Origin of the sequence: Bacteroides sp. (assembly GCF_029057325.1) — a bacterium.
Taxonomy (GTDB): Bacteria; Bacteroidota; Bacteroidia; order Bacteroidales; family Bacteroidaceae; genus Bacteroides.
In genome coordinates this window covers 1-13,703 of the sequence record NZ_JAICZW010000076.1, presented here as the reverse complement: position 1 = coordinate 13,703, position 13,703 = coordinate 1, and the positions used below count along the sequence as shown (strand labels likewise).

Annotated in this window: 15 protein-coding genes and 1 pseudogene; 12 read left to right on the top strand and 4 right to left on the bottom strand. The window is 46.3% G+C overall.

Translation table 11 applies throughout. The features are described from left to right. Nucleotides 1–67: 67 nt before the first annotated feature. Nucleotides 68–490: a DUF5606 domain-containing protein gene (locus tag K2G43_RS04560; RefSeq protein WP_297645217.1), complete on the top strand. Its 423-nt coding sequence runs from the start codon at nt 68–70 to the stop codon at nt 488–490. A 94-nt stretch (nt 491–584) separates the two neighbouring features. Here the strand turns inward: K2G43_RS04560 and clpB are convergent, their stop codons facing one another. Beyond that, nucleotides 585–3,179, bottom strand: coding sequence for an ATP-dependent chaperone ClpB (gene clpB, locus K2G43_RS04555; RefSeq protein WP_297645215.1), 2,595 nt, complete (start codon nt 3,177–3,179; stop codon nt 585–587). Between the two features lie 221 nt (nt 3,180–3,400). On the opposite strand from clpB, the gene K2G43_RS04550 reads away from it, so the two are divergent. From K2G43_RS04550 to K2G43_RS04505, 10 genes and pseudogenes are all read left to right on the top strand, one after another. Next, on the top strand, nt 3,401–3,964 hold the full coding sequence (locus K2G43_RS04550) for a Crp/Fnr family transcriptional regulator (protein ID WP_297645212.1): 564 nt from the start codon (nt 3,401–3,403) through the stop codon (nt 3,962–3,964). A gap of 430 nt (nt 3,965–4,394) precedes the next feature. Next, nucleotides 4,395–4,649 (top strand): hypothetical protein, encoded by a 255-nt coding sequence (locus tag K2G43_RS04545; RefSeq protein ID WP_300153182.1) that lies wholly within the window; start codon nt 4,395–4,397, stop codon nt 4,647–4,649. Next, nucleotides 4,639–5,184 (top strand): hypothetical protein, encoded by a 546-nt coding sequence (locus tag K2G43_RS04540; RefSeq protein ID WP_300153180.1) that lies wholly within the window; start codon nt 4,639–4,641, stop codon nt 5,182–5,184. Before K2G43_RS04545 ends, K2G43_RS04540 begins: the two co-directional genes overlap by 11 nt. 83 nt (nt 5,185–5,267) lie before the next feature. Further along, the gene (locus K2G43_RS04535) at nt 5,268–5,795 is read left to right on the top strand and encodes a GNAT family N-acetyltransferase (protein ID WP_300153179.1); all 528 of its coding nucleotides are present in this window, start codon (nt 5,268–5,270) and stop codon (nt 5,793–5,795) included. Between the two features lie 110 nt (nt 5,796–5,905). Beyond that, on the top strand, nt 5,906–6,508 hold the full coding sequence (locus tag K2G43_RS04530) for a DUF6621 family protein (protein ID WP_300153177.1): 603 nt from the start codon (nt 5,906–5,908) through the stop codon (nt 6,506–6,508). A 149-nt stretch (nt 6,509–6,657) separates the two neighbouring features. Continuing rightward, complete coding sequence (locus K2G43_RS04525) at nt 6,658–7,554, top strand: LysR substrate-binding domain-containing protein (RefSeq protein ID WP_300153175.1); 897 nt, start codon at nt 6,658–6,660, stop codon at nt 7,552–7,554. Nucleotides 7,555–7,639: 85 nt separating this feature from the next. After that, entirely contained in the window at nt 7,640–8,632 is a 993-nt protein-coding gene (locus K2G43_RS04520) for a putative sulfate exporter family transporter (RefSeq protein WP_297644001.1), read from the top strand. Between the two features lie 140 nt (nt 8,633–8,772). Then, on the top strand, nt 8,773–9,288 hold the full coding sequence (locus K2G43_RS04515; protein ID WP_297644000.1) for an RNA polymerase sigma factor: 516 nt from the start codon (nt 8,773–8,775) through the stop codon (nt 9,286–9,288). Beyond that, nucleotides 9,269–9,793 carry a hypothetical protein gene (locus tag K2G43_RS04510; RefSeq protein ID WP_297643999.1) on the top strand — a complete coding sequence of 175 codons (525 nt, stop codon included), beginning with the start codon at nt 9,269–9,271 and terminating at the stop codon, nt 9,791–9,793. The genes K2G43_RS04515 and K2G43_RS04510 overlap by 20 nt, the downstream gene beginning before the upstream one ends. A 6-nt stretch (nt 9,794–9,799) precedes the next feature. After that, a pseudogene (locus tag K2G43_RS04505) lies at nt 9,800–10,273 on the top strand (DUF4252 domain-containing protein); the annotation flags it as partial. A gap of 193 nt (nt 10,274–10,466) precedes the next feature. Here K2G43_RS04505 and K2G43_RS04500 read toward each other — a convergent pair. The 3 genes from K2G43_RS04500 to K2G43_RS04490 are packed head-to-tail and all read right to left on the bottom strand — an operon-like array spanning nt 10,467 to nt 12,610. Next, nucleotides 10,467–11,444 (bottom strand): dihydroorotate dehydrogenase-like protein, encoded by a 978-nt coding sequence (locus K2G43_RS04500; protein WP_297643998.1) that lies wholly within the window; start codon nt 11,442–11,444, stop codon nt 10,467–10,469. 20 nt (nt 11,445–11,464) lie between these two features. Next, nucleotides 11,465–12,130: a YggS family pyridoxal phosphate-dependent enzyme gene (locus tag K2G43_RS04495; RefSeq protein ID WP_297643997.1), complete on the bottom strand. Its 666-nt coding sequence runs from the start codon at nt 12,128–12,130 to the stop codon at nt 11,465–11,467. A 15-nt stretch (nt 12,131–12,145) separates the two neighbouring features. Then, nucleotides 12,146–12,610: a DUF4494 domain-containing protein gene (locus K2G43_RS04490; RefSeq protein WP_300153172.1), complete on the bottom strand. Its 465-nt coding sequence runs from the start codon at nt 12,608–12,610 to the stop codon at nt 12,146–12,148. Nucleotides 12,611–13,296: 686 nt separating this feature from the next. Between K2G43_RS04490 and K2G43_RS04485 the strand changes: the two genes are divergently transcribed. Further along, nucleotides 13,297–13,703 (top strand): UpxY family transcription antiterminator (locus K2G43_RS04485; RefSeq protein ID WP_300153170.1); only part of this gene is annotated, 407 nt, incomplete at its 3' end.

Sequence of the window (13,703 nt, the reverse complement as noted above, 5' to 3'; positions counted from 1 at the left end):
TTCTCTGTTGCTTGCATTATCTTTGCCCCTAGGAAAAATAACCATTAATTTCAAAACTGAATATACTATGTTGAAGACTATTTTGTCTATTTCCGGTAAACCGGGATTGTATAAACTTGTTTCTCAGGGAAAGAATATGTTGATTGTGGAGTCGCTTGTCGATAAGAAACGTTTCCCTGCATACGGCAATGAGAAGATCATTTCTTTGGGCGATATCGCCATGTACACAGATACGGATGACGTTCCTTTGAGAGAAGTGTTTCTGTCCATGAAGAATAAGGAGAACGGTGCAGCGGTAGAGATGGATTTGAAGAAGGCATCTGCTGATGATTTGCGTGGTTATCTGGCGGAAGTGTTGCCTACTTTCGATCGCGACCGTGTTCATGTTTCGGATATAAAGAAACTGATTTCTTGGTATAACCTGCTTGTGAAGAACGGTTTGACCGACTTTGAAGAGAAACAAGCGGTGGAAGAAGAAAGCGCTGAATAAAAGGAAGACGAATCCGGGCGTGCCGGGAACAGATAGAAAAACAGCTTTGAGACACATTGGTTTCAAAGCTGTTTTTTATGATGGAAAGTCTGGTTTAGTTTCTGAATAGCAATCCGTCATTAGTCGCATTGACATCCACCGTTATCGGGCGGCTACGGTCCACCGCTTGCGCCAACAACTTCTTGGACAGGTCGTTCAGCAGATAGTGCTGGATGGCACGCTTCACCGGACGGGCACCGAATTCGGGGTCATATCCGGCGGTGGAGAGGAAGTCGGTGGCGGCATCGGTCAAGGCCAGCTCCACGCCGTTGCCGGACAGCATCTTCTGCACGCTTTGGATTTGCAGGGTCACAATCTGTTTGATTTCCTTCTCCGTCAGCGGCAGGAACATGATGGTCTCGTCAATGCGGTTCAGGAACTCCGGACGGATGGTCTTCTTCAGCATGTTCATCACTTCCCGTTTGGTTTCCTCTACAATCTCCTCCTTGTTGGAACTGTTCAACTTCTCCATCTGGCTTTGGATGTAGCCGCTTCCCATGTTGGAGGTCATGATGATGAGGGTGTTCTTGAAGTTGACCGTACGGCCCTTGTTGTCCGTCAGACGTCCGTCATCGAGCACTTGCAGCAAGATGTTGAAGACATCGGGATGTGCTTTCTCGATTTCATCAAACAGCACCACGGAGTAGGGCTTGCGGCGGACGGCTTCCGTCAGCTGGCCACCTTCGTCATAACCCACGTATCCCGGAGGCGCTCCGACCAGACGGGAGACGCTGTGCTTCTCCTGATACTCGCTCATGTCGATACGGGTCATCATCGTCTCGTCGTCGAAGAGGAACTCTGCCAATGCCTTGGCCAACTCTGTTTTACCTACACCGGTAGTCCCTAAAAAGAGGAACGAGCCGATGGGGCGTTTCGGGTCTTGCAGTCCGGCACGGCTGCGGCGCACGGCATCGCTGACCGCCTCGATGGCTTCGTCCTGCCCGATGACACGGCGGTGCAGTTCGTCTTCCAGGTGCAGCAGTTTCTCCTTTTCGCTTTGCAGCATCTTGCTTACCGGGATGCCGGTCCAGCGCGATACTACGTCGGCAATGTCTTCGGCATCCACTTCCTCCTTAATCATTGCCTTGTCGCCCTGCATCTCGTGCAGTTTCTGCTGGGTCTCTTCGATTTCCTTGTTCAGGGCCTGTAGCTTGCCATAGCGTATTTCGGCCACCTTGCCGTAATCACCTTCGCGCTCTGCTTTGTCGGCTTCGAACTTCAGGTTCTCGATGTCTATTTTGTTCTGCTGGATTTTATTGACCAGGGTCTTTTCGCTCTGCCATTTTGCCTTGTAGGAGCTTTCCTGCTCTTTCAACTCTGCCAGTTCTTTGCCAATCAGTTCCAGTTTGGGCTGGTCGTTTTCGCGCTTGATGGCTTCTCGTTCAATCTCCAACTGCTTGATTTTACGGGATATTTCGTCCAGTTCCTCCGGCACAGAGTCCACTTCCATGCGCAGCTTGGCGGCGGCCTCGTCCATCAGGTCAATGGCCTTGTCGGGCAGGAAGCGGTCGGTGATGTATCGGTTGCTCAGTTCCACGGCGGCGATGATGGCATCGTCCTTGATGCGGACGTGGTGATGGTTCTCGTACCGCTCCTTCAGTCCTCGCAGGATGGAGATGGTGCTCAGCGTATCGGGTTCGTTCACCATGACAATCTGGAAACGGCGTTCCAGCGCCTTGTCCTTCTCGAAATACTTCTGGTACTCGTCGAGGGTGGTGGCACCGATGCTCCGCAGTTCGCCGCGTGCCAAGGCAGGCTTCAGGATGTTGGCGGCATCCATGGCGCCTTCGCCCTTGCCGGCACCTACCAGTGTGTGGATTTCGTCGATGAAGAGGATGATGTCGCCTTCGGACTTCTTCACCTCGTTGATGACGGCTTTCAGACGCTCTTCAAACTCGCCTTTGTACTTGGCTCCGGCCACTAGCGCTCCCATATCCAGGGAATAGACCTGCTTGTTCTTCAGGTTCTCGGGCACGTCACCGCGCAGGATGCGGTGTGCCAGTCCTTCCACGATGGCGGTCTTACCCGTACCCGGCTCGCCTATCAGGATGGGGTTGTTCTTGGTACGTCGGCTCAGGATTTGCAATACGCGGCGGATTTCCTCGTCACGGCCGATGACCGGGTCCAGTTTGCCGCTTCGGGCTGCTTCGTTCAGGTTGATGGCATACTTCTCCAGCGACTGATAGGTGTCTTCGCTCGATTGTGAGGTCACTTTCTCGCCTTTGCGCAGCTCGGTGATGGCACTACGCAGCTCCTTGTCCGTCATTCCGGCATCTTTCAGGATACTGGAGGCGGTGCTCTTTACGTTGAGCAGTGCCAGCAATATCGGTTCGATGGAGACGAATTCGTCGCCCATTTCCTTGGAGTATTGCGTGGCTTTCTGCAACACTTCGTTGCTCTCGCGGCTGAGATAGACCTCTCCGCCCGATACTTTCGGAAGCGAGTCAATCTGTTTATCCAGTACGAGCGCTATCTGCTGCCCGTTCATCGCCAGTTTCTGGAAGATGAAGTTGGTGACGTTTTCGCCCACCTTCATCACGCTTTGCAGCAAGTGTACGGGTTCGATGGCCTGCTGTCCCCGGCTTTGTACCCGGTTCACGGCCTCCTGCACCGCTTCTTGTGCTTTGATAGTGAAATTGTTGAAATTCATATTCTGTTCTCCTTTCTTATTTTCTTTTTACCTGTTTCAATAACACTTGAGGAGGCGCAAAAGATTTGCCAATGAAGTAAATCAGACAAAATGACCGGATGATTTGTAGTATAGATGTCAAAATGTCATTTGTAAGTTCTGAACAAAAAATCATTCATCGAATGGGGATTCCCTGTTTTGTCCTATATTTGTGGGCAATTACGATTTATATAGTAGTACGGATGGATAGTTTCAATACATACCTAACGAATGTTGATGTTGATTTCTGGCGCAACCTCTGTGCTGGGCATGGGACATTGCGTCATTATAAGAAAGGTGAATGTTTTTGCCGGACTGGCGAATCGAAAAGTCTGTTTGGCTTTATCCAAACTGGCATATTCAAATATTCCGTCATCGATTCTGAAGGGAATGAACGGGTGACAGGATTGGTGTTTGGTGGCACTCCCGTAGGCGATTATCTGAATTTGGTTTCAAACAATCCTGTACGGACGGATATTGTCGCTGTCACGAACGCCGATGTATTTGTCTGCGACAGCCGTATAGTCAGCTATCTGCTTCAAGAAAATCCAGCAATATATGCGCAAACGGCAGAAGCTCTTTTCAGGCAGACTTACGACCGCTTTCTGGATTTATATCGCAAATCGCCCAAAGACCGTTATCTGGAACTGCTTGCCACCTGTCCTGAAATCTTGCAGCAAGTACCTTTGAAGGAGCTTGCTTCCTACCTGCAAATTACGCCGACACATCTGAGCCGCATCCGCAAGGAAATCACTTTCAACCCCTAATGGCATGAATATAAGGTGACTGACGGCATTGTCATTCTGCATAGCGAAGAATGGCAAGCGGTAAATCAGTGACATTAAAGCATCAACCTGGATTTTTATTTGCCCGATTGTACGGGAATATCCGTCGGAACGGCGAGTTTAATTCGTTAGACAGCTGTCTAACGAAACGACAACGGCTGTCTAACGTATAGTAAACAATTGTCTAACGAACGATAAACGAATATATAACAAATTAAAAGCGCTGTTTTAGATAGCTAATTACCTCAAGAGTGGGGATTAAGAAAGAGGGATTCCAATATTAGGCAGTGGTCTTGTCTCTTGCGATTCTCAACATAGGTTGAGAGTTGTTTCATGATATACCTGTAGCTTTGTGCAAAATCTTAATTATAGAGAGTATAGTATTAAATTCAAACTAAAAAAGGATGAAAGTATGAACTATCAATTCAAATTTTGGTACATGGCATTGCTGCTGAGTATGGCATTTCTGACAAGTTGTAGTGATGATGACGATGATTCTGAACCTACATTAACCGTTTCGGAATTGTTGCAAACCACTTGGGAGGCTTGTGTTTGCGATTATGATGCAGAGGGGAAGGCAATTGTCAACGAAGAGTATCTTATTGTGGAATATAGACCCAATTTTAAAATTTCTGATAGCAACAGAAGAAACTACGTTGTTTATTGATGAAATGGTTAGTGCAGAAGATACTATGTATAGGGATGAGCAATTTTGGTATATTTGGAGGAAAATGTATCCCTTTATCAAAGATTTGTGCTTAAATCCAAGAGGATACCATCTGAATGATGTCATAATAAGTTATCTGTTAGCATGGCGCTGGTGGCAAGAAGGAATCAAGTCATGGCATAGTTTAACAATAGCTAATATTGAATTTTATTCTATGACATCAAAGGAGCTTAGTCATATCCCTGCCGTATTGTATTCCGTGTCAAGGGTTCTATGTACAATTGGCAGCAATTTTAAAAAGGAAGGAATTGAATGGCTTTACGCAATAGTATCGAAAAATAATGCGTTAGTCTTAGATGATTTGGAATCCAATACATTGTTTTATATTGAACGGTTCATGAGAAAATTCATTTTTGAAAACAAGGATAACATCAAAAGAGACTTTAGATTGAAACTAAAAGTCATAGAAATCCTTAGTTTTATCATAGAAAAAGGTTCAATGCGTGGGTACCAACTGAGAGAATGTATTTTATAATATTAAAAAATGACAATAAAACCTATGAGTAACAGATTGCCAGGTGCTTACAAATGTAAGCAATGGTATAAACAAATCATTTTATGACACATCCAATCTTAGAAACCGACAGGTTGCAATTACGTGAAATGACTCTTGCGGACATGGGGGCTTTGGCTTCGATGCTGCAAGATGAAAAGGTGATGTATGCTTATAATGGGGCTTTCGATGAGGCAGAGACTCTTGCCTGGATGCAGAAGCAACTTTTGCGATATAGGGAGCATGGATTCGGCTTGTGGGGCATGTTCCTTAAAGATACGGGGGAAATGATAGGGCAATGCGGCATTACCATGCAGGAATACAAAGGGGCGCAAGTTCCTGAAATAGGTTACTTGCTGGCTCATAAGTATTGGCACAAAGGATATGCCACGGAAGCCGCGACGGCTTGTCGTGAATATGGCTTTCACACGCTGCACTTCCATGCGCTGTATTCCATTATTAGAGATACGAATATCGCTTCCCGAAATGTGGCGCTTCGCAACGGGATGGACCTGATAGATACCATCGTCAAGCATTATCGGGGAGTAGATATGTCCCATTGGGTGTTTTGCGTGAAAAATGTTCGGCTTTAACTACCGTAAATAAAAAAGCCGTGGTGATGAATAAACTTATCAGCCTGATTGCGATTATAAGATAAATTATATTCGCTATCTTTGACCCCTGTAATTTATGACGGTATAGCATGGAGAAGAATATAAAGTTTTCAGCAAATGTGATATTGGTGGATGTTTCGTTCCTTGACGAGACGGTCTCAAATATAAAATCCTTTTTGGCAGAACGGTTGGGGCGTGAATTGCCTGACATGGATTTGTCTGCTTGGTTCACCTGTCTGGCTCTTGATGCCGGATTGCGTGAAGGTGACAACGAGATACAAGTGCTGCTGGTGCATGATGGTGAGATGCCTGTATTGCCCCATTGCTGTCCTGCCAATCTGAAGGAGTTGGACGGTATGGCATGCCGCACGTCGTTGGGTGAACTCGTGTTTTCGTGTGTCAATACTGCCGGTATGGTTACTTCTGCTGATTTGTTCCTCGATTTGATGAATCTTGCTTTGGATTCGGCTGACGTGAAGCGGTTGGCATTGGTGCCTTTCCATCGCCTGTATGCCGATAGGGTGGAAGAGGAGCTGCGGAAGTTCTTCGACAAAAAGGAGGAGAAAGGGGAAGCCGACTGTCAGGCCCTCTATTTCATGATGGCTGCTCCGCAAACGCCTGTTCCTTGTGTCTGCGATTCGGTGCTCTACTCTTTGTCGCACGTGCTGGGCGTCCAGCCTGAAGAATTGTAATATAACTCAAGTTTCACAAGTTCTTGAACTTACTGTCAGTGAACAAGTAAACAAGCGCGCAGGGCTTTTCTATTTATTTGTTTCATGAATGAGGCATTCTGACAGCCTATCAAAGACAGGCGAAACTTACATATATAAAAGTTGCCGTTATGAGCGATTTCCGTTTGAAAGTGTTTCAGGCTGTAGCGAAGAACTTGAGCTTCACGAAAGCCTCGCAAGAATTGTTTGTCAGCCAACCTGCCATTACCAAGCACGTGCAGGAACTGGAGGCGGCCTACCGGACCCGTTTGTTCGACCGGCAGGGAAGCAGAATCAGCCTGACCGAATCGGGGAAGCTGTTGCTGGAACATTGTGAGCGGATATTGGAGGAGTATAAGCAGTTGGAGTATGAGATGCACTTGCTGCACAACGAATATACCGGCGAACTGAGGCTGGGTGCCAGTACCACTATCGCCCAATATGTGCTTCCGGCCATGCTGGGTGGTTTCATAGGGAAGTTCCCCAAAGTCAGCTTGTCGTTGATGAATGGCAATTCGCGTGAGATAGAAGCGGCGTTGCAAGAACATCGCATCGACCTGGGGCTGGTGGAAGGTGTGTTTCGCCTGCCCAATCTGAAATATACCACTTTCCTTGAAGACGAGTTGGTGGCGGTGATTCGTGCCAATTCCAAGCTGGCCGTAGGCGAAGAGATTACTTCTGAAGAGCTGTCGGGGCTGCCTTTGGTGCTTCGCGAAAGAGGTTCCGGCACGTTGGATGTTTTTGAGCGGAGTCTGTTGCAGCATAATATAAAGTTATCCTCTTTGAAAGTACTGATGTATCTGGGAAGTACGGAAAGCATCAAACTCTTTTTGGAGCATACCGATTGTTTGGGAATTGTTTCAGTGCGTTCTATCAGTAGGGAGCTTTATGCCGGACTGTTGCGGGTGGTGGAAATCAAAGATATGCCCATGCCGCGTGAATTTTGTTTCGCACAGCCGCAGGGGCAGGAGAGCGGTCTGGTACAGGTATTCATGCAGTTTGCGATGCATTATAATTATATGTTATAGCATATAAACAGAAACGATTGGTCAGTTTGCAAAAAGAAGCCTACCTTTGCTCCCGGAAAAAGATAAACTTTAATAATAAAAACGTATGGCTTTAAATTTTCTTCAAGACAATCGGAAGAGTATCTATGTGGCCCTTCTTGTGATTCTATCGGTTTTCTTATTGTTGGATTATGTTCCCGGTATGCAGGCATGTTCCGCTTGGGTCACCCCTCCGGTAGCGCTGTTTTTGGGATTGGCTTTCGCTTTGTTGTGCGGACAGGCGCATCCTAAGTTCAATAAGAAGGTTTCCAAGTATTTGTTGCAATATTCCGTGGTCGGTTTGGGTTTCGGGATGAACTTGCAGGCTTCTTTGGCTTCCGGCAAGGAAGGTATGGAGTTCACCATTCTTTCTGTGGTGGGCACGATGCTCATCGGCTGGCTGATTGGGCGTAAGATGTTGAAGGTGGATCGGGACACTTCTTATCTAATTAGTTCGGGTACGGCCATCTGCGGGGGTAGTGCCATTGCTGCCGTAGGTCCGGTACTGAAGGCGAAGGACAGCGAAATGTCGGTGGCATTGGGCACCATATTCATCTTGAATGCCATTGCCCTGTTCATTTTTCCCGCCATCGGCCATGCTTTGGATATGAGCCAGCAGGATTTCGGTACGTGGGCGGCGATAGCCATTCACGACACCAGTTCGGTGGTAGGTGCGGGTGCCGCATACGGGGAGGAAGCTCTGCAGGTGGCCACTACCATCAAGCTGACACGTGCGTTGTGGATTATTCCTTTGGCGTTTGTCACCTCGTTCATCTTCAAGAGCAAGGGACAGAAAATCAGCATTCCCTGGTTCATCTTCTTCTTTGTGTTGGCCATGATTTTCAATACGTATGTGCTGGCCACTACGGAAATTGGTGTACAGATTGGTGCGGGTATCAATGACTTTGCACGCAAGACGCTGACCATTACGCTCTTCTTCATCGGAGCTTCCCTGTCGCGCGATGTGCTGAAGGCGGTAGGCATCAAGCCGCTGGTGCAGGGTGTGCTGTTGTGGATAGTGATTAGCATGAGCACGTTGGCTTATATCTATTGGTTCTAAAAGTTTGTGGCACTTAAAATATGGAATCACTTTCGTTGCCGGTTTGCAGCGAAAGTGATTTTTTCTTTTTGTCGTGTAACAAAATTCTTTTTCCTTACGTCTGTAGGGTATAAACGGAAATCTACTATCGATTAGAGCACATGGACGCTGAGAGTTTTAAAAAAGAGTTTCTATCATATCATCGTAAACTGTACTGCATAGCCTACAAGCTGTTGGAGAATGCTGCCGATGCCGAAGACCTAGTGCAGGAAGCTTATCTGAAGTTGTGGGAGAAAAGGGACGGGCTGGCTGTCATCAGTAATCCGGAAGCGTTCAGCGTCACATTGGTGAAGAATATGTGCTTCGATTTGCTCCGTTCCGGAAAATATGTCCAGAACAGGCAGTGTGTGGAGTTGACCGAAGTGCAGCATGTTTCTCAAGCAGATGATTTGGAGGCGAGAGACGAAGCGCGGCAGGTGAGACACATCATTTCCGGATTGCCGCAGCAACAGCAGAAAATAGTGACGCTGCGCGATGTCAAAGGATGCTCGTACGAAGAGATAGAGCAGCTCACCGGGTTGAATGCGACCAATGTCCGTGTCTTGTTGTCGCGGGCAAGGAAAAAGATACGTGAGGAATTTAATAAATGGAGTAACTATGGAAGTCAAGGAAATTGAAAGGATGCTCGCCGAATTTTATGAAGGGAATACCAACGAGCAGGAAGAAGAGCTGTTGAAGGAAGCTTTCAAGACTGAAGAGCTGCCCGAACACTTGCGGAAGGAAAGGAAACTCTTTCTCGGCTTATTCCCGGAAGAAGCCATGGAGGATGTTCCCGCCGGATTGGAAGACAAACTGAAGCGGATGATTGATGAAAAGGCTGAAGAGGAACAACGCTTCTTCCGCCGGAACAAGGCCAAACGCAATTGGCGCTGGATAGGGGGCATTGCCGCTACTATCCTGATTCTTGTAGGCATCGGCTATGGCATTACGAACATGGGAGAGGGGATGCGTCCTTCTACTCCCCAAGACACATTCTCCGATCCGGAGGCTGCCTACAAGGCATTGCAGGCCACGCTGATAGAGGTATCCGTGAATCTGAACAAGGGAATTGAGCAGATAGAAGAGACACGAATGGATGTCACGAAAGTGAATCAGGAAATAAAAAAGGAAATCCAACAATAATGTGATATGAAAACAATCAAAATGATTTTGGCAGGTATGCTGCTGCTCTTGCCTTTGCTTTGCCAGGCACAGAAAAATTTGTTCAACAAGTATGGTGATATGAAAGGTGTATCGTCTGTTTACATCTCCAAAGCGATGATAGAGACGAATCCGAATCTGTTTACAAAGGATGTGTATATCGGAAAAGTGTCCGGACAACTGAACTCCGTGCAAGTGCTCTCCACCATGGACAATAACGTGAAGAAAGAGATGCGTAAAGACCTCCGCTCTTTGGTGCAGTCGTCCAAATACGAGCTTTTGATGAAGCAGAAGGGAAACGTTTCAAGTTCGGAATTCTACATGAGCCGCAAAGGAGACAAGGTGAAAGAGCTGATTATGATTATAGATGGTGCCGCCACCTTGAAGTTTGTATATCTGGAAGGCGATATGACCTTGCGGGACATACAGAACATCATGATGTATCAGCATACGAGTTGGAATGACGGCAATGTGGACATAACGTTGCCGGATATCCACCTGGTAGAGATATAAAACCGCATCAGTCTGAAAAAACAAACGAATAAGAGTGAACTGCCCTCCCCGAAAAGTCTATGCCCGACTTCCTGAGTGCAGTTCACTCTTTTTTATATTTCGCAATTCAATGCGTCTGACTATATCTGTCAGCCTTATTCCTTTATTCGTGCGAAGAGAAATATTTCAGAAACTGGGTGCGTTCAAAGGTATTGATGCCTTTTACGTCTTTTATGTTCAGTTTCCCCTTAAATTGGCTGATGCTTTCCATCCCTTTGCCGTCCATCCATGAATGGAGGAAGTGAAGGTATGCTTCGATGACGGAGGCTGACTTCTGATAGACTGCGCTACATATCTCCACCGCTGAAGCACCTGCCAATATCGCCTTGACAACTCCTTCGGGAGTATGGATTCCGCCTGAAGCCGCATAGCTTATATGGCTTACCGTTGCTGAGGCGATACCAATCCAACGCAGGGCTTTGGACAAATCGGCTTCGTTGCTGAATACGTTTCCGGCCACTTGCGTCATCTTCTCGATGTTGATGTCCGGTTGGTAGAAACGGTTGAACATCACTACAGCAGCAGCGCCATTGGCATAAAGCTGTTCAATCAAGGCTATCGGATTGGTCAGGTTGTCGCCCAACTTCATGATGACGGGGATTTTCACCGTTTTCTTGATGTGGCTTAAAATGTCGATGTGGCGTTGCTCAAAAGCACCGTAGGTATATTGTACTTCTGTCTGGAGGGCGAGGATGTTGATTTCCAAGGCATCAGCGCCGGCTTCTTCTATTTGGGAAGCAAACTCCACCCAATCGGCATCCTGATAACAGTTGATGCTGGCGATGATGGGAATGTGGCAAACCTTCTTGCTCTCCTTAATCAGGTTCAAGTACTCGCCCAACTTGTGCTGTCTGATATACCCCACGAGGTAGTCGCTGCCTTCGGGATACATGTTGGCATCTCCCATCCAGTCGGCTTCCATCATGATTTGTTCCTCAAAAAGAGATTTGAGGACGATGGCTCCTGCCCCCGCTTCATAAAGTTTTCGGTTCTTGTCTGCGCTGTCTGTCAGACCGGAACTGCTGACGATGATGGGGTTTCTAAGCTTCAATCCTGCGAAAGTAGTTTCTAATGTTACCATAATAAATAGTTTTTTAGTAATCAATAAATTCTCTCTCCAAAAATTTTGCTTCCTACACGTATCAACGTGCTTCCGGCAGCAATGGCTTCCCGATAATCGTGAGACATTCCCATGGAAAGCTCTTTGAATGATTCGGAGTCGGCAAACCAGTTGCTTTTCACTTCTTGGAAGAAACTACTTAAAGAACAAAATTCCGCTTTGATTTGTTCGGCATTCTCTGTATTTGTAGCCATGCCCATCAGTCCGCAGATTCGGATGTTGTCGAGCGCTTTCCATTCGCCTGATGCCAGCATTTCCCGGCATTCGTCGAAACTGAACCCGAATTTGGTCTCTTCGCGTGCGATGTGCAGTTGCAGCAGGCAGTTGACGGTTTTGCCCGCTTTAGCGGCCTGCTTGTCAACCTCTGCCAATAGTTTGTAAGAATCTACCCCGTGAATCAGCGCCACGTAGGGTACGATATATTTTACTTTGTTCGTTTGCAGATGCCCGATGAAGTGCCATTCGATGTCTTTGGGGAGACTTTCGTATTTGGCGGTCATCTCTTGCACTTTGCTCTCTCCAAACACACGTTGTCCTGCCCGGTATGCCTCTTCTATCGCCTCATTTGGGTGGAATTTGGAGACAGCCACCAACCGTACCTTTTCAGGCAGTTCGTTCAATACTTGTTTTAAGTTTTCTGCAATCATCGCTTAGGGCATGAGTTATACCTCTGGTTTATCATCTGGCTCAGCGCTATACGGATATACGTCCATAAGGGCCGTTTCCGCTACCGATGCTATTTGATAGTCGGCCATTGTACCTTTCATGCCTTCGTCCAGTTTCTTCACCGCGTCGCGCAGGTCGGCAGCCTGTACCAGCACTTGAGTAGAACTCTTCTTCTCCGCACCGCTCTTTTCATCCAGTGTGATGAATATCAGTTTGCATTTAAACCAACGGTCGGCAGCCTCCTCATCGCTGGAGAACAATTCGCTGTAATTGGCTCGTCTGATATCTGATACGGTGAATTCTCCTGAAATGAACGGTGACATTTCTTCGATGATGCGTGCTTCCGCTTCTGTAAAGCTGAGGGCATCTACCAGATAAGGTTCAGTCACTTTTTTGTTCATTCCATTTTCCATTGTTTTTTCATAACGGATTTTACATTCAAACCAAGTATGCATTGCCATGATTTCTGTTTTAAATTATTGATTAATTGTTAGTTAAGTTGCTTTTGACAGGTTTATGCCCGCAAAAAACAGCGCAAATATATAGAAAAAAGGAAAATTAATATCGTGCAGGCAAGGAATTAATTTTTTGCTGACACGATATTTGTTTTTGCTGTTACACATTATCAATATCTTGCGGGTATGTCTATAGGGTATGTGGGTGACGAGAATGGAACGGATGGACACAGATGATTTTGCAAGGCTTGCAGTCTCTTCAAAAGTTGCTCTGATGGGTGTGTAATGGGTTGAAGTATAGGATGATATGCCCGGATTTTGAAACGTTTATTAAACGTTCGTTTAATAAACGTCAATATTTACGAACCCCCATGTTCATAAAAACACGTCAAATAGAATGAAATTTGAATAAAAACGAAATATACATATATTCTTATATACCAATACTTTACACAGCAAACAAATACGTGTTATAAAAAATTTTTATTAAACATTTTGAGGATTGGAAAAACAGCCTTATCTTTGCGTTCATTAAACGAACGTTTATTAAACGTTTTTCTTGTGTAATAGTTTTTTTTACAGATAGTTAGCCTCGTATTGGCGTGTGGCACGGTTTGAGTGGGAAAAATGTCTCGTTCAAACCGCGAAGCGCACCCGAAACTGAGCTTTTTCCTTCGAAATGAATTTTCTAAATGGCTGAACAACAGATGTATTGGTTTGCAGCCCGTACCCGTGACAAGCAAGAGTTTACAGTCCGAAGATTTTTGGACCGACTTAAGTCGAAAGAACAGCTGGCACTCGATTACTATCTTCCTACGCGTTTCGTCGTTTCGCAGTTGAAGTATCGTCGTAAGCGTAGCGAAGTGCCGATTATCCGTAATTTGGTGTTTGTCCATTCTACCAAACAGACAGCTTGTGACTTGTCCAATGTCTATCATGTTCCTCTTTTCTATATGAAAGACCTTGCCACGCATGCCATGCTGGTGGTTCCCGACAAACAGATGGAGGACTTTAAGTTTGTGATGGACTTGAATCCGGATGCAGTCAGCCTTGACAGCGAAGTCGTTACTGTCGGTCACAAGGTAAGAGTCATTAAAGG

What these genes read in the sequence shown, in the direction of transcription:
- K2G43_RS04560 (WP_297645217.1), top strand. Translation starts at nt 68, where the DNA reads ATGTTGAAGACTATTTTGTCTATTTCCGGTAAACCGGGATTGTATAAA.
- clpB (WP_297645215.1), bottom strand. Translation starts at nt 3,179, where the DNA reads ATGAATTTCAACAATTTCACTATCAAAGCACAAGAAGCGGTGCAGGAG.
- K2G43_RS04550 (WP_297645212.1), top strand. Translation starts at nt 3,401, where the DNA reads ATGGATAGTTTCAATACATACCTAACGAATGTTGATGTTGATTTCTGG.
- K2G43_RS04545 (WP_300153182.1), top strand. Translation starts at nt 4,395, where the DNA reads ATGAACTATCAATTCAAATTTTGGTACATGGCATTGCTGCTGAGTATG.
- K2G43_RS04535 (WP_300153179.1), top strand. Translation starts at nt 5,268, where the DNA reads ATGACACATCCAATCTTAGAAACCGACAGGTTGCAATTACGTGAAATG.
- K2G43_RS04530 (WP_300153177.1), top strand. Translation starts at nt 5,906, where the DNA reads ATGGAGAAGAATATAAAGTTTTCAGCAAATGTGATATTGGTGGATGTT.
- K2G43_RS04525 (WP_300153175.1), top strand. Translation starts at nt 6,658, where the DNA reads ATGAGCGATTTCCGTTTGAAAGTGTTTCAGGCTGTAGCGAAGAACTTG.
- K2G43_RS04520 (WP_297644001.1), top strand. Translation starts at nt 7,640, where the DNA reads ATGGCTTTAAATTTTCTTCAAGACAATCGGAAGAGTATCTATGTGGCC.
- K2G43_RS04515 (WP_297644000.1), top strand. Translation starts at nt 8,773, where the DNA reads ATGGACGCTGAGAGTTTTAAAAAAGAGTTTCTATCATATCATCGTAAA.
- K2G43_RS04510 (WP_297643999.1), top strand. Translation starts at nt 9,269, where the DNA reads ATGGAAGTCAAGGAAATTGAAAGGATGCTCGCCGAATTTTATGAAGGG.
- K2G43_RS04500 (WP_297643998.1), bottom strand. Translation starts at nt 11,444, where the DNA reads ATGGTAACATTAGAAACTACTTTCGCAGGATTGAAGCTTAGAAACCCC.
- K2G43_RS04495 (WP_297643997.1), bottom strand. Translation starts at nt 12,130, where the DNA reads ATGATTGCAGAAAACTTAAAACAAGTATTGAACGAACTGCCTGAAAAG.
- K2G43_RS04490 (WP_300153172.1), bottom strand. Translation starts at nt 12,610, where the DNA reads ATGGCAATGCATACTTGGTTTGAATGTAAAATCCGTTATGAAAAAACA.